Genomic DNA, 23,888 nt, shown 5'->3' on the forward strand with positions numbered 1-23,888 from the left:
CCCGGGGTGGAGACGTGTTGCTGCTCATCGCTGTGCTCGATCTCGCAGGATGGCGGCGACAGCGGTCTGTCCGAGCCGTTCGGCATTGTCGAGCGCGGTGCGCCCGGAGCCGTCGCGGATCGCGGGATCCGCGCCGGCATCGAGCAGTGTGGTGACGACCTGCTGATACCGCTGTGACCCGTCGCCGTAGACGATGGCTTCGTGTAGGGCGGTCCAGCGGGGCGTATTGATGTGATCGACGTCGACGCCGGCCTCGATCAGGCGGCGCACCGTGGTGATGTGCCCGTGTTCGCTGGCCGGGATGAGGGCCGTCCCGCCGTAGCGGTTGACGCTGTGGATGTCGGCGCCGTGCGTCAGTGTCAGCTCGAGAATGTCGTCGATACCCTCGGCACCCGCGTACAGGTAAGCCGAATCCTGTAGCGCGTCCTTGGCGTTCACGTCGGCGCCGGCCTCGATCAGGGCGCGCGCGGCGGCGGTGGCGCGGGCTTTGGTGGCGGCGACCAGCGGGGTGCGGTCCTGTTCGCCGCGTGCCTCGATATTCGCGCCGCGGGTGATCAGCTCCCGTACCCGCTGTTCGTCGTTGTCGGCCGCGGCCGCGACCAGAGCGGCGTCGAGCGTGGGATCGGGCGCCGCGGTCGTGGGTGCGGGCGCCGCACCGAGGTTGTCGGTGCGGGCCGGAGCGGTGGTGCCGGTCGCCGGTCGACGGTCGTCGGGGCGATCTGTTTGGCAGGCAACGACGCCCAGCGCCAGGACGGCCAGCGCTGTGGCGGCGACCATGGAGCGTCGGCGCGGGGTGTTCGACATCGGTAACGGCCTCCTCGTGCTGTGGTGATATCCACGATGCCGAACAGGTTCGATAGCGTCCAAGATGCAACTGTCATTGCGGTCATTGGTGTTGCCTATAGTTGTGTCATGGAGTTGCGGCACATCAAATACCTGCTCGCGGTTGCCGACCACGGCAACTTCACTCGTGCGGCCGAATCGCTGCACATCTCGCAGCCGACCCTGTCTCAGCAGATCAAACAGCTCGAGCGGGTACTCGGGGTGGTGCTGCTGGATCGGTCCGGCCGTACCGTCCGACTGACCGATGCCGGGCACGCCTACGCGCAGCATGCCCGGCTGGCACTGCGCGATCTCGATGCCGCCGAGCGTGCAGTCCACGACGTGCAGGATCTGAGTCGCGGACATCTGCGGGTCGCGACGACCCCCACCTTCACCGCCTATCTGATCGGTCCGCTGGTGCACCGATTCCGGTCCGAACATCCCGGCATCGCCCTCACACTCCGGGAGACCACCCAGGATCGGATCGAGTCGGACCTGGCCGCCGACCGGCTCGATCTCGGTATCGCATTCGCCGGGCCGCATGCCGCGGGTATCGAGCACACGGCCCTGTTCACCGAGCAACTCACCCTCGTCGTAGGTTCCGGTCATGCGCTGGCCGAGGCAACGGGTTCCCTGCCGGTGCGCAATCTCACCGGGCACCCGCTGGGGCTGCTCAGTGCGGACTTCGCGACCCGCGTGCACATCGATCGCTACTTCGACGACGCCGGCGTGCGCCCGGAAATCGCGATCGAGGCCAACTCCATCAGTGCGCTGTTGGAATTCGTCGGCCGCGGCACCCTGGCGACGGTGTTGCCGGATGCGATCACACGTGCCCATCCCGCTGTGCGGCCGGTGCCGTTGGATCCGCCGCTGCCCATGCGGGCCGTGGAATTGCTGCGCCGGCACAGTGCCTACCACTCGGCGGCGGCGCGGGCGTTCGCCGAGGTCCTGCAGTCCGTCGCGCATGACTATTGAGTAGGACTATAACCCTGATCCAATTCAAGTATTGGACGCTATAGATACTGGTCGTGCACCCTGGAATCAGTTGCCCGTCGATGAGGTCGGCCGAGTCTCGGCCGTCGCCTGCCGAACCGACGGGTGCGGACCCACACCTCATCCGAATAGTCGAGGAGTCACCCATGGTGCATGCACAATTCGATCCGGCCGCCCGCCAGGCTCTGACCGTCACCGCCGTCGAGGCCAAGATCGCCAAGGATCTGACCTGGGAGCAGATCGCCGAAACTGCAGGCTACTCCACAGCTTTCGTCACCGCGGCGATCCTGGGCCAGCATCCGCTGCCGGAGAAGTCCGCGCACGCCGTTGCCGATCTGCTCGGCCTCGGCGACGATGCCGCCGCCCTGCTGCAGACCATCCCCACCCGCGGATCCATTCCCGGCGGCGTGCCGACCGATCCGACCATCTACCGGTTCTACGAAATGCTGCAGGTGTACGGGACCACCTTGAAGGCGCTGATTCACGAGCAGTTCGGTGACGGCATCATCAGCGCGATCAACTTCAAGCTCGACGTGCGTAAGGTCGCCGATCCCGACGGCGGTGAACGCGCCGTGATCACCCTCGACGGCAAGTACCTGCCTACCGTCCCGTTCTGATCCCGAGGAGCGCAATGGATTTCGCACAACACACCATCGACCTCGCGCGCCGCAACGTCGACGAGGGCGGCCGTCCCTTCGCGACCGTCATCGTCGAGGACGGCGAAATTCTCGCCGAGAGCCCGAATCTGGTGGCGCAGACCAACGATCCCACCGCGCACGCCGAGATTCTCGCCATCCGTGCGGCATGCACCCGGCTCGGCACCGAGCACCTCACCGGCGCCACCATCTACATCCTGGCGTTGCCGTGCCCGATGTGCCTGGGTGCCCTGTACTACTGCTCACCTGCCGAGGTGGTCTTCCTGACCACCCGGGAGGCCTACTCCCCGCACTACGTGGACGACCGGAAGTACTTCGAACTGGAGAACTTCTACAGCGAGTTCGCCAAGCCGTGGGACGAGCGCCGACTGCCGATGCGCCACGAACCCCGCACCGACGCCGTCGACGTCTACCGCCTCTGGCAGGACCGCAACAACGGCGAACGTCGCGTGCCCGGAACGCCCGCGGCCGGGTCCGCGTGATGGGGCGATAGGACGCGCCTCCCGGCGGCAAGAGCTGCGTTTTGGCTTTTCCGCGACCGATGCGTAAGGTCGGTACTGCCGACGCGGGGTGGAGCAGCTCGGTAGCTCGCTGGGCTCATAACCCAGAGGTCGCAGGTTCAAATCCTGTCCCCGCTACTAGGGGAAACGGCCCCGGAACCATGGTTCCGGGGCCGTTTTTCGTTGGGTTTGGCATCACGTTTGGCATCATTAGCCAAACTAAGTTTCAGCTGTGCTGTGGTGTCCGTGGCGTCCCACCCAGTAGGTGCGCGGCCGCTGTGGCGGCGGCGTCTTCGTCCATGCCGGGCAGGACGTGTTGGTAAGTCTTCATGGTGAATGCCACGTCGGTGTGGCCTACGCGCTGGCTGACGACTTTGGGGTTGATTCCGGCCATCAGGGCTCCGGTGATGTAGGTGTGGCGCAGATCGTAGAAGCGGATCTCGGGTAGTCCGGCGCGGGCGGCCAGGCGCTTGAATCGTTCCCGGACCGAGTCGGGGTGGGCGGGGCGGCCATCTTCGTAGGTGAAGACGAAGGCGGTGTCGCCGTAATCGTCTCCGTAGAGTGCGTGTTCGGCGTCCTGGATCGCTTTCCAGGCCCGTAACGCTCGGATCGTTTCGGGGTCGAGGGCGATCCAGCGAGCGGAGTCCTCGGTTTTGACCTGAGCGTCTTGTGCGTGCCCGGCGACGACGACGCGTCCCTGATGTACCGACAGTGCTCCGGCGTCGAGATCGAGCGACGACCAGCGGATGCCGCATACTTCCGCGCGACGCAGGCCGGTGGTGAGTTCGAGGCGGAACAGCGCGTAGAACCGGTCGAAGCGGATGCTGTCCATGAACCGGGCGGCCTGTTCTGGTGTCCATACCGGTCGTCGCGTCTGGGCCACGCGGGGTGGTTTCGCGTCATCGGTGGGGTTGTCCACGCGGTATTTCCAGACGTTGACAGCGTCGACGAGTGCGCGATGGAGGGCAATGTGGATGTTGCGGACTGTTTTGGGTTGCAGCCCAGGTGGTTTCGGTGTTGGGACCCGGCCGGATTTGTAGCGTCGGACGGCGGCGCGGGCGGCGTGGATGGTCACACCGCAGGTGGTTGTGATCTCGCGTGGTGTCGGTCGCTGGCCGTTTCGGGTTGTCTTGGACCAGTACTCGTACATGCGAATGTTGTTGTCGGGCTTGATGCGTCCGTTGGTCATCAGGTCGGCGTAGAACGACACCAGCATCGGAGCGGTCAGTTTCTGCAGATCATTATCGCCGAGTCTGGGTACGACGTAGGCGGTGATCAGTTCTTCCCAGTTGTCGTAGGTGGTGGCGTCGACGGTCATCTTGATCGCGGGGAGCCATTGGTCGACAAGGTAGGCGCGGACGGTTACTTTCGAGCGCTTGACGCGCTTGTTCTGCTCGACCGCCTTCATGGCGTCGCGGCAAGCGGCCCAGGCTTGTTTCTCGGTGGTGAACCCGCCTTTTGTCTCGTAGTCGGGTTTGCCGTTGGGCTTCTTCTCCGGCAACCGGAACTGGTAGTACCAGGTCTTGCCGCGTTTGCGGACGTGGCCCTTGTTCATGCGGCGGCCCGCTCGGACGATTCATCGTCGAGCAGTGTCCGCAGCCGCGCGGTCACGACGTAGACGCGACCGCCCATCCGTTTCACCGGTAGCTCATGGGATTCGGCAAGCCGATAGGCCGCTGATCGACTGATGCCGAGCAGGACAGCGGTCCGCGGTATCGATAACAACAGCGGTAGCGTCTCCCATGGGGCGCGCGCGGTGTCGGGTCCTATCGCTTCCATCATTTCTTCCATTTCCGTTCTGGTAGGGCAGGTATCGGATCGTGCAATACGGTCGGTCATTGACGCTCCATGCGTTCGCTAGGTCAAGCACCTTGTGCGAGAAGGTTTTTCGTACATTCCCGTTTCCCTGGTCAACGGTGTGATCGGTGTGACACGATCGGTGAACCGATTCGCTGTGTTGACTGGATCTGGCATGTATCAGGACTCCTGCGCAGGCCCGAAATTTGGACATTTCGTTTGGGATTCTGTTGCGGACGGGAGCGTGGGCCGCGCGACAGTCCGGGCCGTTCGCCGAACTGAGCGTCGATGTGGGCATCTCACAATCCGGTGTGCTGCGGCGTATGTTGTTCCGCCGGGTCGCGACGTAGGTGGAGGTTCGAGACGGACAGGTGGATCTGCCGTTCACCGATGCGGTTGACTGTGCTCGTGATCGTTTATGACCTGGTCGATGTGTTCGGCGGACCAGCAGGCGATTTCGGGAACGCACTCGGTGTCGTGAAGGGCAGAGATGTTGTGTTCGACGCCGAACGGCTCGCCGTCGCGTGATGGCTCGGGTTGAGCGAGACTGTGTTCGCCGACGATGCGGTGCGCCGCTCGATCGACACCTGGACGCCATCGGTGCGGATGCCATTTGCCGGGCATCCCTGTGTCGGGGCGGCGTGGCTGTTGAACGTTGCGAAGCTCGAAACCGCCACGGGTGTGGTCACGTGCGCATGCGACGTGGGCGTAGGGGCGCACTTTGAGGCGGTACGACTTGGCCGGGACGTTGACGAACTTGATGTGCCGCCACCCGGTGAGTGGATCTACGCCTGGCAGGACGAATCCGCCGGCCGAGTCCGTGCCCGTGCCTTCCCTGGCCGCGCCACGGTATCGAGGAGGACGAGGCGGCAGGTGCGGATGCGCCGCACCTGCCGGAATCCCTCGACCGCGCTGGCCATCACACACGGCCGGGGTCTCACAGATCCTGACGTGTCCCAGCGCGGCGGTTCGATCGAGATCGGCGTCCGTGTGCGGCGGCGGGTGTCACCGGCTGCTCAGACTCCGCTGTATCCGGCGTACCGGCCGGCCGCCGAAACTCCCGCAGCCAGCACTGCGGAGATCGATGCACCGGAAGCGTGCACCGACTCGCGCAGTACTCGTCACAGGTCTGTGCCCTCGGCGGGGCACTGTGAACATGGAAATGGTTCTGAACTGCGGTTTCCTGTTGGGCACTTGGTTATTGAAGCCGATTACCAGCTGTAGAATCGGCCATAATTCTTCCAACGGGGTGGGCGTCTTGTCGAAGCTAGGAAAGATCATCGTCCGGTGGCACGTCCCAGATTGTGTCGGAGCGTCATTTCGAGGTCGGGGTGCCGAAATCGATGCTCGAGCCGGAGCAGGGTGGTAGGAGCGACACGTTGGCTGGCCGCGGCGAGTTCATCGGCGCCTTCCCTGCCCAGCGCAATGCGTGGCGCAATGTTGGGTACCGGGATGGCGGAGGGTCGATGCAGAACTCCGGCCAGAATCGTCGAATATTCGTTGTTGCGGACCGGGTGTGGGCTCACCGCGTTGATCGGTCCGTATAGCCGGGCGTCGGTCAGGGCGCGATGGTAGATATCGACGAGATCGTCGATTCCGATCCAGGACATCCATTGCTGCCCATCGCCCAGTCGTCCGCCGAGCCCGGCTGCGAAGAGCGGGTACAGGATTCGCAGAATTCCGCCACGAGGCGACTGCACGATGCCGGTGCGAACTCGGATTACCCGCATGCCCGCCTCGCGCGCGGGATCGGTTGCGGCTTCCCAGTCTGCGACAACGTCGGCCAAGAATCCGCTGCCGCGCTCGGCGCCTTCGGTCAGCAGGGTGTCGTTGCGGTCAGGACCGTAGTAGCCGATCGCCGAGGCGGAAATGAATGTGCGTGGCCCGCCACGGGTACGAGCCGCCAACTCGGCGAGTCGTCGGGTTGGTTCGATCCGGCTGTCGCGGATCACGCGCCGGTGCGCGAGAGTGAATCGGCCTTGAATCGACGCGCCGGCCAGGTGAACGACGGCGTCAACGCCGGCCAACAAGTCTGCGGCGGGTGCGTGCGGATCCCACCGTCGCTCGTTCGGGCCATGGGGGGCGCGGCGCACCAGTTTGATGACGCGGTGGCCGCCGGTGGTCAAGAACGCTGACAAGGCAGATCCGACCAGGCCGGAGGATCCGCTGATTGCGATAGCTTGCGCCCGGGCGCCTTGGTTCGAGGCGCGGGCGTGTGCGGCCAGGTCGTCGGCCAGTTGGCGGTGCCGGTAGGTGAAGATGGGAAGTAGCAGCGACTCCGGAATTCGGCTGTCGACTCGGTCGGTCACTCGGGTGCCTCCGCCCGGCTCGGCGGCAAATTCATGACAATGGTGCCAGGGTCCGACCGCCAGCCGGACGGGCAGCGTCCGAAGTGAGTCTGTCATGAGCGTATCCAGAAACCGGTGCGGCGGATCGTATTCCCGTGCTTCGTGCTGTGCTACCCATCGCAATCCGCCGGGGAGCGCCAGCTGTGCACATCCGTCTCGCAGTGATGCGGCCTCGGCGATAGGCCTCACGGGCTGCCACGGCGGAGACAGGCGAGTGAGGGCGCCGGGGCGAGTGTGCCACGTGAAAACGTCGTCGAGCTCGTGGGCAACAACGCTGGAGAACTCGATTCCCATACTCCCAATGTAGAACGAGACGACGCATGTTGCATCACTATTGCATCGTTAGTCCGACTGTCATGCCGATCGTTGATTGCCGCGCTGTACCTGGCGCGCTGTCGAAGAGTCGGTCACATGACGCAGAGCGGGCGAATGTCGACCGCTCCGCCGGGAGTCGGCGAGGTCAACAGGGTGCAGGTGTTGTAGCCGTGGGCCGCTACAACAGCCTGAATCTCGTGCCACTGCGCGGGACTGACGGCCGGCGACCGGGACAGGACGAACCCGGAAAGGCGGAGCGGGTCACCGACCAATGCCCAGGAGTAGTCGTCGGCTATGTAGGTGACGATGTAGTTGGTGGGGCCATCGGGAGAGCCCTGGGACGGAACCTGAGGGAAGCTGACATGTAACTGAGCCTGGGTGGTCGGGTCTGTGACGCGTGCGTTGCCGATAATTCGGTTCTCGGAACCAGACCAGGTGGTGCAGCTGTTTTCAACTCGGATATTGCTCGCGTCGATCAATTGGTAGTTCGCTCGGGTGTCGCGTGCACATTGCAGATTGAACGGTTGCGGGACGGCCGCGATTTGGCTCCATGTCCCGAGGTACCGCTCGATGTCGAGGTGTTCGACGGGCGCCAGTGGCTGCCAAGCCGTCGGGGGCGGGGCGGAGAATGTTGCCGTCGAGGTGAACATCAGCGCCCCGGCCGTCAGAAGCATTGCGGCGGCTACGCGGAGGGGTCGTCGGAATCGGTTCGGGGCCGTGGTTCTCGTGAAGTCTGCTCGCATCCGGCTTCGCCTCCGAGGTCGTCGTCTGAGGTGGTGCCCTGAGGACACTCCCACGATACGCCAATCGAGGCGAAAACGATGCATCGTGGTGTTCGATGGTGAATGCTGCAGGTATCGAACCAGGCCGGACGGGTATCCGGGCCGCAAGATGCGGCAGCTATCCACGGCGGTTTCGAATCTGTACTGCGGGACAGGGAGGACGGTGACTGCACTATGCGTTGCGTGGTTTTCGGGGCCACCGGTTATATCGGTGGGCGATTGGTGCCGGAACTGCTGGATGCGGGCCATCAGGTCACGGTGGTAGCTCGAACACCGACGAAGCTCGACGAGGTCGGGTGGCGTGACCGGGTCGACGTGGTGCGTGGGGATGTCACCGCCGCCGAGGATGTGCGCAGCGCGGTGAGTGGTCGACAGGTTGTCTACTACCTGGTGCATTCGCTGTCCCGACATGACTTCGTGGATATCGATCAGCGCGCGGCGCGCACGGTCGCAGCAGCGGCGAGGGACGCTGCGGTGGAGCGCATCGTGTATTTGGGTGGTCTCGTTCCGGAACACACCCCGTTGTCACGTCACCTTGCGTCGCGGGCGGAGGTAGGTGCGATTTTTCGGGAAAGCGGAGTTCCCACGGCGGAACTGCGTGCTGCGGTGATCATCGGCTCCGGGTCTGCGAGTTTCGAAATGCTGCGCTATCTGTCCGAACGCCTGCCTGCGATGGTCACACCGCGGTGGGTGCACAACCGGATTCAGCCGATCGCGGTTCGCGATGTCCTCTACTATCTGGTCCGGTGCGCGGAGCTGCCGGCCGAGGTGAACCGCGCGTTCGATATCGGTGGTCCCGATGTCCTGACGTATTTGACGATGATGCGCAAGTACGCGGCGGTGGCGGGGCTGCCGCGGCGGATCATGATGCCGGTTCCGGTACTCACGCCGTGGTTGTCGGCGCAGTGGGTGAACGTGGTCACCCCGGTCCCACGTGCGCTGGCGGTACCGCTGATCGAATCGCTCATCCACGAGGTGGTCTGCCACGATCACGATATCGCCGCCTCCATCAGTGACCCACCGGATGGGCTGACCCGGTACGAAGACGCTGTCGAACTCGCGCTGGCGCGAATCCGGAAGGCGCAGGTCCCGACGCGCTGGTCGGATGCGAGTACCGCGGATGCCCCCTCGGATCCACTACCTACCGACCCCGAGTGGTCCGGTGGATCGCTCTACGAGGACATTCGTGAACGACGCACGCGTGCCGATCCCAGCACTGTCTGGGCGGTGATCGAATCTATCGGTGGCGAGAACGGCTGGTATTCGTTCCCGCTGGCATGGTCGTTGCGCGGTTGGATCGACCGGGTCAGCGGCGGCGTCGGTCTGCGTCGTGGCCGCAAGAATCCGCACCGCTTGCATACCGGAGAAGCCTTGGACTGGTGGCGTGTCGAGTTCATCGATCGTCCTGTGTTGCTGCGGTTGCGAGCGGAGATGCGGCTGCCTGGGCCGGCGTGGTTGGAACTGGGTGTCGAGCCCGTGCCCGGTGGTGGAGCTCGCTACCACCAGCGCGCCGTCTTTCAGCCGCACGGACTGGCGGGGCACCTGTACTGGAAGGCCATCACGCCATTTCACGACATCGTCTTCGGCGGGATGGTGCGCAACATCGTCGGGACTGCGGAACACGTGGGCGTCGCGTCCGGTCCGGCGGCACCAGGTGCGGCGGCCCGCGGCACGAGTTCGGCCGAATGATGGCGCGTCACCGCGCTTACCGCCGAGTCACGCACACCGTCGGGTTCCGACTAAGGTAGATTTGCATCGATATTGCATCGTTTGTCGGTAGCATGGAGTGTGTGCTGGAGAACGCGTCGAGGTAGGGATGCGGCCAGGTTCGAAACAGCGAGGAAGTACTGGATGGGGCATTATCTGCTTGCGGCGAGTCCGATACCGGGGCATGTGCTGCCCATGCTCACTCTCGCGCGTCAGCTGAGCCGGCGCGGGCACCGAGTTCGCTTGCTCACCGGAGCTGCATTCACCGCCGTGGCAGCCGAGCATGGAGTGGATCTTTCGGAACTGCCGAACGACGCGCGCCTGCTGCCCGCCGCCATAGGTACCGGACATGGGCTGGTTCGGCGCTGGCGGACCGGGCGAACGGAGCTGCGGACGCTTCTACTCGCGCCTCTGGCAGCTCACTACGCGGCCTTGTCCGGCGAACTGGCTCGGCACAGTTACGATGCCGTACTGGTGGACTCGATGTTCACCGGCGCGATTCCGCTGTTGGTATCGGCGCGACCCAGGCTTCCCGTAGTGGTCTGCGGGGTGGGACCGCTCACGGTGTCCAGCGCTGACTGCCCGCCGTTCGGTATGGGCTGGCAGCCCCGCCCCGGGCGCGACTACACCAGGATGAACCGCTTTGTGCAGCAGGTGCTATTTCGTTCGGCTCAGACACAATTGAATGGCATTTTGGGCGATCTCGGCGTCGGTCCTGCGCCGGTGTTTCTCCTCGATTGGCCATTGCTCGCTGATCGGATGGTGCAGTTCAGTGTTCCGGGATTCGAGTATCCCCGTCGCGACCTTGCGGCGTCGGTTCTTTTCGCCGGGCCGGTCACTGCCTCGCCGCCCGCCACCTCCGAAGTGCCACACTGGCTGGAGTCCGCTAGACGCAGTGGCCGTCGAATCGTGCACGTCACCCAAGGAACCTGGGACAACGGGAACCCGGACGAACTACTTCGTCCCGCTGTTTCGGCGCTGTCCGGCCGTAGCGATGTGGTTGTCGTGGTGAGCACTGGTGGAACGGAAGTGTCCCCGAGGCGGCTACCCGAGCATATTCGCGTGTGCGATTTCGTCCCTTACGAACTACTTCTCCCGCATACGGACCTGATGATCACCAACGGAGGTTACGGCGGTGTGCAACAGGCGCTCGAACACGGCGTTCCGGTCATCGTGGCCGGCAGTACCGCCGACAAACCAGAGGTCGCTGCTCGTGTGGCGTATACGGGAGCGGGTATCGATCTTGGTGGCATCAGCCCCCGGCCGTCCGCGTTATCGGCTGCGGTCGACCGAATATTCGGTGATGTCGCGTTTCGAGCCGCTGCCCAAAGGCTGGGGGAGGAGATGGCGGGATACAGCCCCATCGACACCATGACCGCGGTGCTCGCGGAAATGACGCAGCAAGGTTCCCGTGTACGGAATGACGAATCGTTCGCGACGGGAAGGCAGGGCGAACAGGTATGAGCTCGGTTTCGAATGTTGCCGCAGTTGTCGGGTCTGTCTCCTCGGTAGTCGATCCATTGCCGAAGACAAGTGCGGATGCTGCAGAATTCGATCGCTGGCGCCGTGCCACCCGCGCCCAGGTGCTTCGCGAACTCGAAATCTTCCTGGAACACCATCGCGTCGAGTCATTGCGAGAGGTTGGAGCCGACGATGTGTTGGCGCAGTACGTGCTGGGTGGGAAGTGTTTGCGGTCGACGTTCATGTACCTGGGGTGGCTGTGTGGCGAGTCTCCGGACCCGGCGGCTTTGCGCGCGGCGGCCTCGCTCGAATTGCTGCATGCATTCGCGTTGTTACAAGACGATGTGATGGACGACGGGGCGCTTCGCCGCGGGTCTCCCACCGCGCATTTCCGGCTGGCCCGCCGATATCGCGAGCGTCAGCTGCCCGGAGCGGCGTCCCAATTCGGAGTGTCGGCGGCCACCCTGCTCAGCGACATGTGTCTGGTATGGGCCGAGCAGCTGATGCGGCGCAGCGGACTGCACGCCGATGCGCTCGCCCGGACGTGGGATCGTTACGACGCGATGCGCATAGAGCTGGCCGTCGGCCAACTGGCCGATTTGACCAACGATGCCCGTACTGCACCGACGCAGGAGTCGGTGCTTGCGATCGCGCGTGCCAAGTCTGGGAACTACACGGTGCGGCGTCCGCTGGAACTCGGCGCAGCGCTGGCGGGTTGTTCGGATTCGATGTTGCGGGCATTGGGCGACTACGGAAGTCGCATCGGTGAGGCGTTCCAGCTGCATGATGATTTGCTCGGGGTTTTCGGCTCGCCCGCGACGACAGGTAAACCCGAGGACAGCGATCTGGGGCAGCGCAAAGCCACCACAGTCGTGGTGGTCGCACTGGAGCGGGCCGCACCGGCGGCGCAGCGCGAACTGCTGGCACTGCTGGACCGTCCGACGATCGACACCGCGGCCATCGCGCGATGCCGGTTGCTGATAGCCGAATCGGGCGCCCGAGAGCACATCGAGTTGATGATCAACGACAGGATCGAGGCAGCAGTCCAGGTCCTGGACGGTATGCCGCTCGATCCCACTCGGTCCGCGGCGCTGCATCGAATGGCACTGCTGTGTAGCGGGCGACAGGCATGACGAGGGAGAGAATCGATGCGCACAGTATCAGGATCGACCGACCACGTCGTGGTCGTCGGCGCCGGACTCGCGGGATTGTCGGCAGCCATCCATCTGGCCGGGCGTGGCCGCCGGGTCACCGTCGTCGAACGTGAGCAGGGGCCGGGCGGGAGAATGGGGAGGCTGGATATCGGTGGCTACCGGATAGACACCGGGCCCACCGTCTTGACCATGCCGGAGATTCTCGACGATGTGTTCGCCGCCGTCGGTGAACGCAGCACCGACCGGCTGGAACTGAGTGCGGTCACACCGGCATACCGTGCGATCTACGCCGATGGCCGTACCCTCGCCGTGCACAGCGACGAGCAGCGAATGATCCAGTCGCTCGGTGAATTCGGCGGCCCCGACGATGTTGCCGGCTACCGCCGCTTACGGGCGTGGTTGACTCGCTTGTACCGTGCCGAGTTCGACCGCTTCATCGGTGCCAACTTCGACTCGCCACTGTCGATGCTCACTCCGGAGTTGTTCCGCCTCATCGGATTGGGAGGATTTCGCCGCTGGGATCGTAAGGTGTCCGAATTCGTTCGCGACCCCGATCTGCGGCGTGTGTTCACCTTTCAGGCTTTGTATGCCGGTGTCCCGCCATCTCGAGCTCTCGCGGCGTATGCGGTCATCGCCTATATGGACACGATCGCGGGGGTGTATTTCCCGAAGGGCGGGATGTACTCGGTGCCTCGTGCTTTGGCTGATGCCGCGACGGCGGCAGGAGTGCGGATTCGATACGACACGACGGTGATCCGCGCCGATCGTTCGGACGGCCGCGTCACGGCATTACACACTGATAGCGACGATCGCATCGACTGTGACGCAGTTGTTTTGACAGCAGAGCGACACCGTTCCCACGAGCTGCTCGGCCATCGTTCACGGCGGCCGGCAAGAGTGCGAGCTGCGCCGTCGGCGTTGGTGGTACACCTCGGGTGTCGTTCGATGGGACCGCGGGCCGGGCACCACACGCTGTTGTTCGGTGACGCGTGGCACAGCGTGTTCCGGGACATCACATCGACAGGTGAGCTCATGTCGGATCCATCACTGTTGCTGACTCGTCCTACGGCTGCGGACCCGAGCCTCGCGCCGACCGGTCGCGACCTGCTCTACCTCTTGGCGCCCGTGCCGAATCTGGAACGAGGGCACACAGATTGGACTGATTTCGGCGCTCGCTACGCCGAGCGAATGGTCGAGACAGCACAGCGTCGTCTCGGGCAGTCGTGGTCGGATGTGGAGATACTCCGGGTCGTCACGCCGGTCGATTGGGCTGCTCGAGACATGCTCGCCGGCACGCCATTCGCACTGGCACACAGTTTTACCCAGACAGGGCCCTTTCGACCGGCCAACATGATTCGCGGGATCGACAACGTCGTCCTCGCCGGTGGTTCCACAGTGCCCGGAGTCGGGATCCCGCCGGTGCTGATATCGGGACGCCTCGCGGCCGACCGGATAACCGGAACCGTCCGAGCGGGCCGCAACACCGAGCCGGATCAACGGCTTCGAACCATGTCCGGACCGGAGCCGAAATGAATCGCACCGAACTCGCCGACCTCACCGAACCGCAACTACGCGACTCCTATCGGCGTTGCCGTGACCTCAATGCGCGTTTCGGCAAGACCTTTTTCCTGGCTACCCGGTTACTGGCTTCCGATCAGCGTCCCGCTGTGCACGCCCTGTACGGGTTCGCGCGCCGTGTCGACGACATCCTCGATGACCTTGATCCTGTCGTGACCAGCGCGGATCGCGAGGCTCGCCTGGCCGTGCTGGCACGCCAATTCCGGGCCGGCGACTGTGCCGGCGACCCCGTGCTGGCCGCCGTATTGCACACCGCCGACCGCTACGGGATTTCCGGCGAGTTGTTCGAGGCGTTCTTGACGTCGATGCGGATGGACCTGACCGTCACCGATTATGAGAACCGGCACGCGCTCGACCGGTACGTCTACGGTTCGGCCGAAGTGATCGGGCTCCAACTGCTCCCGGTGCTCGGCACCATCGCGTCTTCGGAAACCGCTGCGCCCTACGCGGCGAGTCTCGGCAAGGCGTTCCAGCTGACCAACTTTCTGCGTGACGTCGACGAGGACCTCGGGCGTGGTCGGATCTATCTGCCGGCGGACGAACTGGCCGCATCCGGTGTGGACCGCGATCTGCTGCTGTGGTGCCGACGCGAACAACGCGTCGATCCACGGGTGCGGGAAGCACTCGCTGCTCAACACGCGATCACGAGGAAGGTGTACGACTACGCTCGTGACGGTATCGCGCTGTTGGCGCCGCGCTCGCGCCCCTGCGTGAAGACTGCTCTCACCCTGTACGCAGAGATTCTGGATCGCATCGAAGACAACGGGTTCGAGGTGTTCGGACGGCGCGCACGGGTCGGCAGATTTCGCAGAACATACGTCGGCGCCGTCGGACTGGGACACGCTCGGTGGGCTCGTCGCCGCTGGCCGCGCCGGGACGAAAGCGCTCACACCACCGTTGTCCGCACACCACGGTAGGAGTTGGCATGACACAGTGGCATTATCTGTTCGTTCTGCTCGCCTGCTCGGCGGTGACCGCTCCACTGGAGTTCGTCGGCGCCGGTGTCTATCGGCGCCCGCGCCTACTGGTCGCGGCGGTAGTACCCGTGGCGATGGTGTTCATCGCCTGGGATCTGCTATCGATCGCAGGTGGGGTGTGGAGCTTCGACAGCCGGTATGTGATCGGGTGGACTTTGCCGGGCGCGATTCCGGTGGAAGAAGTGTTGTTCTTTCTCGTGATCCCGATCTGCGGATTGCTGACCTTCGTCGCCGTGGAGCGCCTGCTCGAGCACGAACCGCGCCGCCAGCCAACCGTCTCGGGGCGACGGTGATGGGTGTCGGTGGCTTCGCCTACATCGTGCCCGCTGTGGCGGCCGTGGCAGCGGTGTGCGTCGCGGAGTGCGCGGTGTTGCACACCGGGCTGCTGCGACGCCGGACCTACTGGGTGTCGATGGTCATCGTGCTCGGATTTCAGATTCCGGTCGACGGAATGCTGACTCGATCCGAGGCGCCGATCGTCCGCTACAACCCCGACCACATTCTCGGCTGGAGATTTCCCTGGGACATTCCCGTCGAGGACTTCCTGTTCGGATTCGCCTTGGTCACGGCCGTGCTTCTGGGATGGGAACGGGCACGGCAGCGACGGGCACGGGTGCAGCCATGACCCTATTGGACTACGGCGACGCACTCGGACGCGATCGGCGACGAACAGTGATTCCGGCGGCGCCGGGAAGAACCGATGTCGGGGTCGCCGGACAACGACCGTATGCCGTGGTCGTCGGGGCCGGAATCGCCGGCCTGGCAGCGGCTACCGGACTGGTCGAACGCGGCTTTCAGGTCGAGATCATCGAACGCGAACACTATCTCGGTGGCCGGGTCGGCGGCTGGGACGAAATCCTGTCCGACGGCACGCGGGTGGGTATGAACCGCGGGTTTCACGCGTTTTTTCCGCAGTACTACAACCTGCGGAAACTGTTGTCACGCGCTGATCCGGGACTGACACGCTTGCAGCGAATCGACGACTATCCGCTGATCGACGCCGACGGTCACCGCGACGGGTTCCGCCACCTTCCCCGAACACCGCCGTGGAACGCGCTCGGGTTCGCCCTACGCAGTCCTACCTTCCGATTGCGTGATCTGGTCCGAATGAACGCCACGGCCGCAGCACCATTGGCGGCGGTCTCGGTTCCCGGCACCTATCGGCAGCTCGATCATCTCGACGCCGCAACTTTCTTGCGCCGAATCAATTTCCCTGCCGCCGCGCGACATTTGGCCTTCGATGTGTTCTCTCGAAGCTTCTTCGTTGCGCCCGAACAGATGTCGGCCGCCGAATTGGCGGCGATGTTCCACATCTATTTTCTCGGCTCCAGCGAAGGACTGCTCTTCGATGTAGCTCGCGACAACTTCGACATCGCCCTGTGGAATCCGCTGGCCGAGTATCTGACCCGCCCGGGTACGCCCGCCCGGCCGGGCCGAGCGGTCCTGCGCACAGGTACCGGTGTCAGCGCAGTCGAGCCCGACGGCGCGGGTTTCCGACTACATCTCGATTCGGGCACGATCAGGGGCGCGGACGCCGTCGTCTTGGCTGTCGATGTGGCCGGTCTGCGGCAGATCATCGCCGCGTCGCCGGACGTGGGCACGCCCGAATGGCAATCGCGAGTATCGGAATTGGGATCTGCGCCCGCCTTCGCCATCCACCGACTGTGGTTCGACCAACCGCTGCGCGCCGACCGCCCCGGCTTTCTCGCGACCGGAAATCTGGACCCGCTCGACAACATCAGCATTCTCGACCGCTACGAGCACACCGCAATCGAGTGGGCGACCCGGCACGGTGGCAGCGTGGTCGAACTGCACGCTTATGCGGCAGCCGACGCGATACCCGACAACCATGAACGCGACGCGCTGCGCAGCAAACTGATTGCCCGACTGCACGAGATCTACCCCGAATCCGCGAGCGCTCACATCATCGATGAACGCATGTTGTGGCGTCAGGACTGCCCGCGCTTCGCGCCGGGCGATTTCGCTCGCCGACCCGAAGTCCGCACACCGCACCCGCGGCTGATGCTCGCCGGTGACGGAATCAGGGTCGATTTGCCGGTGGCCCTGATGGAGCGCGCAGCCACGACAGGCTGGATCGCAGCCGGCGCGCTGGCCCAGCAATGGCGAGGTGCCGGGCATCGATTGCACACAGTGCCCAACCGTGGACGATCAGCTGTGCTGCGCGGCCTAGCGGATCGTGAGAGGAGCTCATCGTGAACCGATCCCCGCTGCGGCGCTTCGCGCCGGAAAAGTGGTCACGACAACGCCCTACCTACTCCGGCGCCGACCCCGAGTTGATCGATGCGGCGCTCGACCGGTCCCAGAAACTGCCGAGCGGAAACTGGTATGCGTTCGCCGCCAGCCGCGCCGTGCGCAGCGACCGCCCCTTGGGCACGACCGTCCACGGCGTGGAAATCGTCGCGTGGCGCGATGGCGCCGGAGACCTGTGCGTCGGCCCTGGAGCATGTCCACACCTGGGTGCCCCGTTGGAGATCGCGCGTGTCGAGGACAGGGAATTGGTTTGTCGATGGCACGGCCTGCGGATAAGCGCCGAGGGGAGTCCGCGCTGGTGCCCGTTTCCCTGCCACGACGACGGTGTCCTGGTGTGGGTGCGTCTGGACGCGATCGGCGGCGAAGTGCCGACCGACGCACCGATCATCGGTATCCGCCCCACCGACACCACCGTGCACGCGGTCACCCGGTTGACCGGCATCTGCGAGCCCCGCGACATCGTTGCCAACCGTCTCGACCCGTGGCACGGAGCATGGTTTCACCCGTACTCCTTCGCCCAACTCGAAGTCACCCGAACCCCACCGCGGCACGCAATCGCCGACGACAACGATCATTTCGAACTCGCGGTCACCTTCCGCGTGACCCGAAGCCTCGGTGTGCCAGTCGAAGCGAAATTCTGGTGCCCGGACCCCCGAACAGTCGTTATGCGAATCACCGCAGGTGAAGGTGCCGGCAGTGTAGTGGAGACGCACGCCACCCCGATCGGGACGGGACCCGACGGCCGAGCCCGAACCGCTGTCGTCGAAGCAGTGATCGCCCGATCGGAGCGTGCCGGTTTCCGTCACACGCAACGAGCCTTGCCGGTGTTGCGTCCCCTGATCGTCCGCGCGGCGAATCGACTCTGGCGCGACGACATGGCCTACGCTGAACGCCGCTATCAACTGCGCACCCGCCACCGCTAGGCCGTGTCCGTTAGTTTCGGACAACTGGTTCCTGACGACCCACAGATTTGTGGTCAGGTCTGCTCGTCGGCCTGGGCGTCGTATGTTGCGCGGGCAGCGTCGATGTCCTCGACGGTGGTGAAAGCCCACTCGATCAGGGGTTGGACGGCCAGTCGCAGACTGTGCCCGGTCTCGGTGAGCGCGTAGGTGACCTGCGGTGGCACCGTGGGAACCACCGTGCGCGAGACCAAGCCGTCACGCACCAGACGACGCAAAGTCACAGTGAGCATGCGCTGACTGATCCCCACCACGACCCGCCGGGCCTGACTGAACCGCAGCGGGCCTTGCCCCAGAGCGGCCACGACGTAGAGCGACCACTTATCCGAGACGAGGTCCAAGACCTCCCGGGCCCGAGCTCCACCCTGCCCGCAGATCGGATCGACGTCGTCGCCTGCCTGCATGGTTACCTCCGGAGAACCACGGCAACCGAAAGTGCCTTCTTGACCAGTGTGGTTATCCAAAGTTACCAAGGAACTATTGGTAATCAATAGGCTTCTCGTCCCGCCCCAGGGAAGAGGCCACCTTTGAAGGAGTTCTCTTCATGCCTACTATCGCTGTCGTCGGCGCCGGGCCCGGCATGGGCCTGGCCATCGCCCGCACCTTCGGCTCCCACGGCTTCGACGTCGCCCTGCTCTCGCGCAGCCAGGACAACCTCGACACCCACGCCGCGACCTTGGCCGCCGAAGGCATCACCGCCAAGGGTTTTGCGGCCGATGTCCTGGACACCGATTTGCTGACCGGAGCCCTCGAGGCCGCGGCGGAGCACTTCGGCGGGATCGACGTGCTCGAGTATTCGCCCGGCGGACCCGAACCGAAGTATCTCACCCCCACTCGGGTCACCGCTGAGGACGTGGACTTGCAGATGCGGTACCTGGTCTACGGCGCGATCGCCGCCACCGACGTGGTGCTACCCGCGATGCGGCAGGCCGGTGCGGGCACCCTGCTGTTCACCACCGGGGCCGGGTCGGTGGATCCCACTCCGATGCTCGGGGACATCAACACCGCCGGTGCGGCGCTGCGCTCATGGACGCTGAACCTGCACAAGGAACTCGAACCCGAAGGCATTCAGGCCGCGCATGTAGCCATCGGGGCCTGGATCGGCGACCGCGCCCCCGAGGGGGTGCCCAGCGCCTCCGCGGATCAGATCTCCCCGCTGTACTGGGACCTGCATATCCAGCGCGACCAGGCCGAGAAGATCTTCACCCCCTGACCTGCCGCGACCCGGGGCTCATCGCGTCCCGGACTGGATGAAGGAGCTGCCCTGTGAACGTTGCCTTGTGGATCGTGGCCGCAGTCCTGGCCGCCATGTTCGCAATGGCCGGTGTGGTGAAAATCGTCCGGACCAAGGACGAACTCGCTGAGAAGCTGCCGTGGGTCGACGACGTCCCCACCGGGACACTGCTCCTGATCGGTGTGGCCGAACTGCTCGGCGCGGTCGGTCTGATCCTGCCGCCGTGGACGGGGATCGCACCGATTCTAACCCCGATCGCTGCGGTCGGCCTGGCTGTGATCATGGTCCTGGCCATCGTCGTCCATGCCCGCCGCAAGGACCACTCGGCGATCGTAGTCAACCTCGTATTGTTAGCCGCCGCGGTGTTCGTGGCCTGGGGACGCTTCGGACCCTACAGCTACTGATCGGTGACCGTGCCTCACCGAATGCGCTCACCGCCGTCACATCCCAAGCCGGTACGAAACACTGTGGGACGGGGAGTCCAATGAAACGGGACTGCCTGCCCCATGGCGTCCGATCCTCTCCATACCTGTTCGAGCCTTTGGGAGCCCTTGCCGTGAGCGGCCGCCTTCATCCCCTGACCTATGCCCAGTGGGAACACATCGCTCCGTCGTTGCCCAGCAGCGCCGGTAAGCGGGGACGCCGTGGTCCGATCACCGCCGCGTCATCGATGCGATCGTCTACCACTCGGCTGTGGTCCTCGCGGCGGTCCTGGCCTGGGCCGAGATTTAACGGACATGCCTTAGCCCGTGACGTCCCATCGCCCGGCGCGGGTAAGCCGGGGCGTGGGACGTCGGTGTGCCTGATCATCGCGTCGACAGGCAGCCCTGCAATGTTTGGAAGTCACCTGCGAAGCCCACGCCTCCTGTGCATGTGGGGCCGTCTACACCGGACACTGTCACTGTTGCTCCGGGCCCCGCGATACCGATGGCCAGACCGGGTCGCACTCCGGTCGCGTTCACTGTGGCACCCGGTCCGAGGGCGATCGCCGCGGGCCCGGACAAGAAGCTCGATTGCGCGGTTGCCGTGCCTCCGTTCCGGGCGAGGGCCAAGGCAAGGCTGGTGGCGCCGGCGTCGGCCGAAGCTGTGCCATCCATGCCGTAGGCCGCGGCGGCGCTACCGCCCACACTGGACGCGGAACACTGAGATGTGGCGTCGCCGGCGCTGACTGTGGTGGCTCCAGGGGCTGGGCATGCGGCTACTGGTGCGGCCGCGGCATCGGGACCGGCAACGATCCACGCAGCGGTGACGCCCGCGCCGACGGTCAGGGCTGAGCAGACACGGTGGACCAAAGAGTGTGACATGACTTCTCCTCATTCACATCGGACCGATATGCGCGGGTATCCCGAACAATGAGCCGAGGTAGGTCTCAACTCCGCGGCACCGGTCGCTACGAAGGACTACGCGCGCTACGTTACGCGCTATCCGATGCATAATCGATGCATTTCGGGAGCTTCATGGTCAGTCGGTCTGTTCGGGCTGCCTGATCCGCCGGAACGCTCGTGCGGCCTGGTCGTGATCCACGATCGGCTCCGGATACCCGGCCGCGGCGACCGCCGACAGCGTCCAGGGTCGATGGACCGCCCGCCCCTGCACGTGCGCCAGCTCGGGTACCCATCGGCGCACGTAATCACCGTCCGGGTCGTAGCGTTCGGCTTGCCGGTGCGGATTGAGTACTCGGTTGGGTCGAGTGTCGGTTCCGGTGCCGGCTACCCACTGCCAGTTCAATTGGTTGTTGGCGATATCACCGTCGACCAGCCACTCCAGAAAGTGCTGTGCGCCGGCGCGCCAGTCCATGTAGAGGGTCTTGGTGAGGAAACCGGCGGTAATCAGCCGTGCCCTGTTGTGCATCCATCCCTGCGCGGCCAACTGGCGCATCCCGGCGTCCACAATCGGATAGCCGGTGCGCCCGGCGCGCCACGCTGCCAGCAGCCGGTGGTCGTCGGACCAGTGGTCGTGGTGGGTTCGGTAGTCGCGATGGGCGCTGGCCGGCCGTGCTGCCAGCACCTGATGATGGAAATCACGCCACGCCAGCTGCCGGGCGAACGCGGCCCCACCGCGCGTCGACTGATCGGTGTGATGAAGCAGCTCGACTGCAGAGACGCAACCGAAGTGCAGGTAGGGCGACAGGTGTGAGGTCGCGTCGGCGGCCAGGTCGTCGTGGGTGTCGGCGTACGCGTGGATACCCTCTGCGAACCAGGTGCGCGCCACTGCGCGGCCTTCGGACTCGCCGCCGGTCGGCAGATGCGGCGATCCTTTGCCTGCAGTGAGGTCCGATGGCGCGGGGAGCGGGTCACTGTCCGCGCGGTGGGGCAGCCGGATGTGTTTCGGCACTGCTAGGGGCTTGCGCAGCCGATGCTGTGACCAGCGGCGATGATACGGAGTGAAGACAGCGAAATGGTCCTTACCCGCAGGTGTCAGGCTTCCAGGGGCACAGACGGTGACGCTGCTCTCGTGGACCAGCAAGCGGCAGCCGAGTGGCGTCAACCGTTCGCGCAGTCGATTCTCCCGTCGTCGGCTGTAGCTGCTGACATCCTCGGCGATATGAACCTCGTCGACCGAGAACTGCTGTACCAGCCGACATACTTCGGCGGCCGGGTCACCGCTGCGCAGTAGCAGGCGGCCACCCAGCGAACGTAAGGTTTCATCCAGATCCGCCAAGGCTTCAGCGAGGAAGACGGCCTTGTTCGGACTGGAGTAACTGCTCGAACAGATACTCGCGTCCACAACGAACACCGGAAGTATCTCGTCGGTGCGTGCGGCCGCCGCTAATGCGGGGTTGTCATGGACGCGCAAATCCCGCGTGAACAACGCCATCGACACGGTCATAAGCACCAACCTTCCCGTAGTCGTTCACTGTCGCGAGCACAGTAACCGATGCGCTATCAATGCGTACGACGTTGAGGTGATGGTCAGCGTGTGACGGGCACCGCACCATCGGCGGGGGTAGCGATAGGGTTGTTGCGATGCACAGCCGATGCAGATATAAGCAATAATGAGAGTATTGAAATGACCAGCGCACCCCACGACGATCGGGCACCGGGATACACCGTCGGTGCGGTCGCCGGACGCCTCGGCGTGCCGACCGCGACGTTGCGCAGCTGGACTCAACGCTATGGCATCGGCCCACGCGCTGATCGCCCCGGAGCCCACCGGCTCTACACCGAGTCCGACATCACGATCCTGGAAAGCATGGTTGCGCTGATCCGGCAGGGCGCCAGCCCAGCGAGCGCCGCGAAATCGGTGCGGTCGGCATGGTCGAGTGATCGGTCCGGCCCCGGCGTGCCCGATGCCGATACCCTGCGCGCGGTCGTGGATGCCGCTGAACACCTCGACACGGCGAGCCTCGTCGCGCTCATTTCCAGCAGTCTGCAGCGCCACGGTGTCGCTGTCACCTGGAACCAGCTGTGTCGCTCAGCTTTCCACTACGTGATGAGTCGCCAGCATGTCGACGGAGGCTGCATCGACATCGAACACGCACTGTCATGGGCGGTGTCGAGCAGCCTGGCCCGAGTCGGCGAACAACACACCGGCTCTCGGATAGGCACGCTGCTCGCCTGTTGCCCAGGCGAGTCCCATTCGCTACCGCTCGAGGCGCTGCGCGCGGCACTGAGCGAGCAAGGCACCGCAGTCCACATGATCGGACCGGACGTACCCATCAGCGCAATGCGAGACGCACTGCGGCGCACCGCGGCCAACGCGGCGGTCATCTGGTCCCACTCGACATCGACAGCCGACTCCGCCGCGTTGGACCTCGCCGACTTGGTCGAGCAGGTTTACGCAGCCGGTCCCGGCTGGAACAACACTCAACTGCCCCCTGGAGTCCACACAATCGACGATCTGGACGATGCAGTCCTCCGGCTCTCTCGGACCGATGACTGACCGATGGCAACGAACAACAATGAATGCCCCCGGTCGAAGACCGAGCCCGCTTCACCTGATCGAGAAGAAAAAACAGCGTCGCTTGGGTGCGGTGTGGCTCGGCGGCCTTTCCGGTGCTTTGGGAAATCCAGTGCCCGTACATCGGGCTCGTACGCGAGTTGGAACTCGCACCGGTACACACAGAATTGCCACCGAACCGCAACCGCTTCACTGGTCCAATACGTGCCCTCGGCGGGGCACTATGAACATGGGAACGGGTCTGACGAGCATTTTCCGGTTGGCCAGCTGGTGATTGAAGCCGACTACCAGTTGTGAATCGGGCGGAACCTACGTTCACCCGCCGCTTCGGGGACGAGGTCCACACCAGCGCTGGCCGGTGGTTCATCCGTCGCTGCGTCGATCTGGCCTAGCACTCGTTGTGGAGATCAGGGTGGCCGTCGCCCGTGCCGGGT

24 protein-coding genes and 1 tRNA gene are annotated in these 23,888 nt (G+C 64.7%); 17 read left to right on the forward strand and 8 right to left on the reverse strand.

Annotation, left to right across the window (positions count from 1 at the left end; all coding sequences use genetic code 11):
* Positions 1 to 24: 24 nt before the first annotated feature.
* Positions 25 to 804, reverse strand: coding sequence for an ankyrin repeat domain-containing protein (locus NV2_RS19470; protein WP_245662677.1), 780 nt, complete (start codon positions 802 to 804; stop codon positions 25 to 27).
* Between the two features lie 108 nt (positions 805 to 912).
* On the opposite strand from NV2_RS19470, the gene cynR reads away from it, so the two are divergent.
* From cynR to NV2_RS19490, 4 genes are all read left to right on the forward strand, one after another.
* Positions 913 to 1,797, forward strand: coding sequence for a transcriptional regulator CynR (cynR, locus tag NV2_RS19475; RefSeq protein WP_067876215.1), 885 nt, complete (start codon positions 913 to 915; stop codon positions 1,795 to 1,797).
* Positions 1,798 to 1,961: 164 nt separating this feature from the next.
* Entirely contained in the window at positions 1,962 to 2,432 is a 471-nt protein-coding gene (gene cynS, locus NV2_RS19480; protein WP_067876218.1) for a cyanase, read from the forward strand.
* 14 nt (positions 2,433 to 2,446) lie between these two features.
* Positions 2,447 to 2,953 (forward strand): nucleoside deaminase, encoded by a 507-nt coding sequence (locus tag NV2_RS19485; protein ID WP_067876220.1) that lies wholly within the window; start codon positions 2,447 to 2,449, stop codon positions 2,951 to 2,953.
* An 82-nt stretch (positions 2,954 to 3,035) separates the two neighbouring features.
* Positions 3,036 to 3,109 (forward strand) — tRNA-Met (locus NV2_RS19490).
* A gap of 88 nt (positions 3,110 to 3,197) precedes the next feature.
* On the opposite strand, the gene NV2_RS19495 is transcribed toward NV2_RS19490, so the two are convergent.
* Positions 3,198 to 4,526, reverse strand: coding sequence for a site-specific integrase (locus tag NV2_RS19495; RefSeq protein WP_067876223.1), 1,329 nt, complete (start codon positions 4,524 to 4,526; stop codon positions 3,198 to 3,200).
* Positions 4,523 to 4,810 carry a helix-turn-helix domain-containing protein gene (locus NV2_RS19500; RefSeq protein WP_245662678.1) on the reverse strand — a complete coding sequence of 96 codons (288 nt, stop codon included), beginning with the start codon at positions 4,808 to 4,810 and terminating at the stop codon, positions 4,523 to 4,525. Before NV2_RS19500 ends, NV2_RS19495 begins: the two co-directional genes overlap by 4 nt.
* Positions 4,811 to 5,317: 507 nt before the next feature.
* On the opposite strand from NV2_RS19500, the gene NV2_RS30935 reads away from it, so the two are divergent.
* The gene (locus NV2_RS30935; RefSeq protein WP_210749435.1) at positions 5,318 to 5,992 is read left to right on the forward strand and encodes a hypothetical protein; all 675 of its coding nucleotides are present in this window, start codon (positions 5,318 to 5,320) and stop codon (positions 5,990 to 5,992) included.
* A 53-nt stretch (positions 5,993 to 6,045) separates the two neighbouring features.
* Here NV2_RS30935 and NV2_RS19505 read toward each other — a convergent pair whose 3' ends face one another.
* Both NV2_RS19505 and NV2_RS19510 read right to left on the reverse strand, forming a co-directional pair.
* Positions 6,046 to 7,410: a TIGR01777 family oxidoreductase gene (locus NV2_RS19505; protein WP_067876225.1), complete on the reverse strand. Its 1,365-nt coding sequence runs from the start codon at positions 7,408 to 7,410 to the stop codon at positions 6,046 to 6,048.
* 113 nt (positions 7,411 to 7,523) lie between these two features.
* A complete protein-coding gene (locus NV2_RS19510) occupies positions 7,524 to 8,081 on the reverse strand; it encodes a lipocalin family protein (protein WP_245662682.1) in 558 nt (185 codons plus the stop codon).
* 306 nt (positions 8,082 to 8,387) lie between these two features.
* Here NV2_RS19510 and NV2_RS19515 point away from each other — a divergent pair, with 306 nt between their 5' ends.
* From NV2_RS19515 to NV2_RS19555, 9 genes are all read left to right on the forward strand, one after another.
* Complete coding sequence (locus NV2_RS19515) at positions 8,388 to 9,902, forward strand: SDR family oxidoreductase (protein ID WP_067876331.1); 1,515 nt, start codon at positions 8,388 to 8,390, stop codon at positions 9,900 to 9,902.
* Between the two features lie 288 nt (positions 9,903 to 10,190).
* Positions 10,191 to 11,384 (forward strand): glycosyltransferase, encoded by a 1,194-nt coding sequence (locus NV2_RS19520; protein WP_218019005.1) that lies wholly within the window; start codon positions 10,191 to 10,193, stop codon positions 11,382 to 11,384.
* Positions 11,381 to 12,514 carry a polyprenyl synthetase family protein gene (locus tag NV2_RS19525; RefSeq protein ID WP_067876235.1) on the forward strand — a complete coding sequence of 378 codons (1,134 nt, stop codon included), beginning with the start codon at positions 11,381 to 11,383 and terminating at the stop codon, positions 12,512 to 12,514. The genes NV2_RS19520 and NV2_RS19525 overlap by 4 nt, the downstream gene beginning before the upstream one ends.
* Positions 12,515 to 12,529: 15 nt before the next feature.
* Positions 12,530 to 14,068 (forward strand): phytoene desaturase family protein, encoded by a 1,539-nt coding sequence (crtI, locus tag NV2_RS19530; protein ID WP_067876238.1) that lies wholly within the window; start codon positions 12,530 to 12,532, stop codon positions 14,066 to 14,068.
* Positions 14,065 to 15,030 carry a phytoene/squalene synthase family protein gene (locus tag NV2_RS19535; RefSeq protein ID WP_067876240.1) on the forward strand — a complete coding sequence of 322 codons (966 nt, stop codon included), beginning with the start codon at positions 14,065 to 14,067 and terminating at the stop codon, positions 15,028 to 15,030. The genes crtI and NV2_RS19535 overlap by 4 nt, the downstream gene beginning before the upstream one ends.
* An 8-nt stretch (positions 15,031 to 15,038) precedes the next feature.
* A complete protein-coding gene (locus NV2_RS19540) occupies positions 15,039 to 15,383 on the forward strand; it encodes a lycopene cyclase domain-containing protein (RefSeq protein ID WP_067876243.1) in 345 nt (114 codons plus the stop codon).
* Positions 15,383 to 15,715 carry a lycopene cyclase domain-containing protein gene (locus NV2_RS19545; protein ID WP_067876246.1) on the forward strand — a complete coding sequence of 111 codons (333 nt, stop codon included), beginning with the start codon at positions 15,383 to 15,385 and terminating at the stop codon, positions 15,713 to 15,715. The genes NV2_RS19540 and NV2_RS19545 overlap by 1 nt, the downstream gene beginning before the upstream one ends.
* Positions 15,712 to 17,307, forward strand: coding sequence for an FAD-dependent oxidoreductase (locus NV2_RS19550; protein WP_067876334.1), 1,596 nt, complete (start codon positions 15,712 to 15,714; stop codon positions 17,305 to 17,307). The genes NV2_RS19545 and NV2_RS19550 overlap by 4 nt, the downstream gene beginning before the upstream one ends.
* Complete coding sequence (locus NV2_RS19555) at positions 17,304 to 18,284, forward strand: DUF5914 domain-containing protein (protein WP_067876249.1); 981 nt, start codon at positions 17,304 to 17,306, stop codon at positions 18,282 to 18,284. Before NV2_RS19550 ends, NV2_RS19555 begins: the two co-directional genes overlap by 4 nt.
* A 53-nt stretch (positions 18,285 to 18,337) precedes the next feature.
* On the opposite strand, the gene NV2_RS19560 is transcribed toward NV2_RS19555, so the two are convergent.
* Positions 18,338 to 18,724, reverse strand: coding sequence for a winged helix-turn-helix transcriptional regulator (locus tag NV2_RS19560; RefSeq protein WP_067876252.1), 387 nt, complete (start codon positions 18,722 to 18,724; stop codon positions 18,338 to 18,340).
* 140 nt (positions 18,725 to 18,864) lie between these two features.
* Between NV2_RS19560 and NV2_RS19565 the strand changes: the two genes are divergently transcribed.
* Together NV2_RS19565 and NV2_RS19570 are read left to right on the forward strand one after the other, a co-directional pair.
* Complete coding sequence (locus NV2_RS19565) at positions 18,865 to 19,533, forward strand: SDR family NAD(P)-dependent oxidoreductase (RefSeq protein WP_067876254.1); 669 nt, start codon at positions 18,865 to 18,867, stop codon at positions 19,531 to 19,533.
* A gap of 53 nt (positions 19,534 to 19,586) precedes the next feature.
* Positions 19,587 to 19,958: a DoxX family protein gene (locus NV2_RS19570; RefSeq protein ID WP_067876257.1), complete on the forward strand. Its 372-nt coding sequence runs from the start codon at positions 19,587 to 19,589 to the stop codon at positions 19,956 to 19,958.
* Between the two features lie 402 nt (positions 19,959 to 20,360).
* On the opposite strand, the gene NV2_RS30940 is transcribed toward NV2_RS19570, so the two are convergent.
* Both NV2_RS30940 and NV2_RS19575 read right to left on the reverse strand, forming a co-directional pair.
* Entirely contained in the window at positions 20,361 to 20,858 is a 498-nt protein-coding gene (locus tag NV2_RS30940) for a DUF6764 family protein (protein ID WP_084475083.1), read from the reverse strand.
* Positions 20,859 to 21,015: 157 nt separating this feature from the next.
* Positions 21,016 to 22,383 carry a cryptochrome/photolyase family protein gene (locus NV2_RS19575; protein WP_067876261.1) on the reverse strand — a complete coding sequence of 456 codons (1,368 nt, stop codon included), beginning with the start codon at positions 22,381 to 22,383 and terminating at the stop codon, positions 21,016 to 21,018.
* A gap of 180 nt (positions 22,384 to 22,563) precedes the next feature.
* Between NV2_RS19575 and NV2_RS19580 the strand changes: the two genes are divergently transcribed.
* A complete protein-coding gene (locus NV2_RS19580) occupies positions 22,564 to 23,436 on the forward strand; it encodes a MerR family transcriptional regulator (protein ID WP_067876265.1) in 873 nt (290 codons plus the stop codon).
* The last annotated feature ends 452 nt before the right edge of the window (positions 23,437 to 23,888 follow it).

The organism is Nocardia vermiculata NBRC 100427 (assembly GCF_001613265.1).
Taxonomy (GTDB): domain Bacteria; phylum Actinomycetota; class Actinomycetes; order Mycobacteriales; family Mycobacteriaceae; genus Nocardia; species Nocardia vermiculata.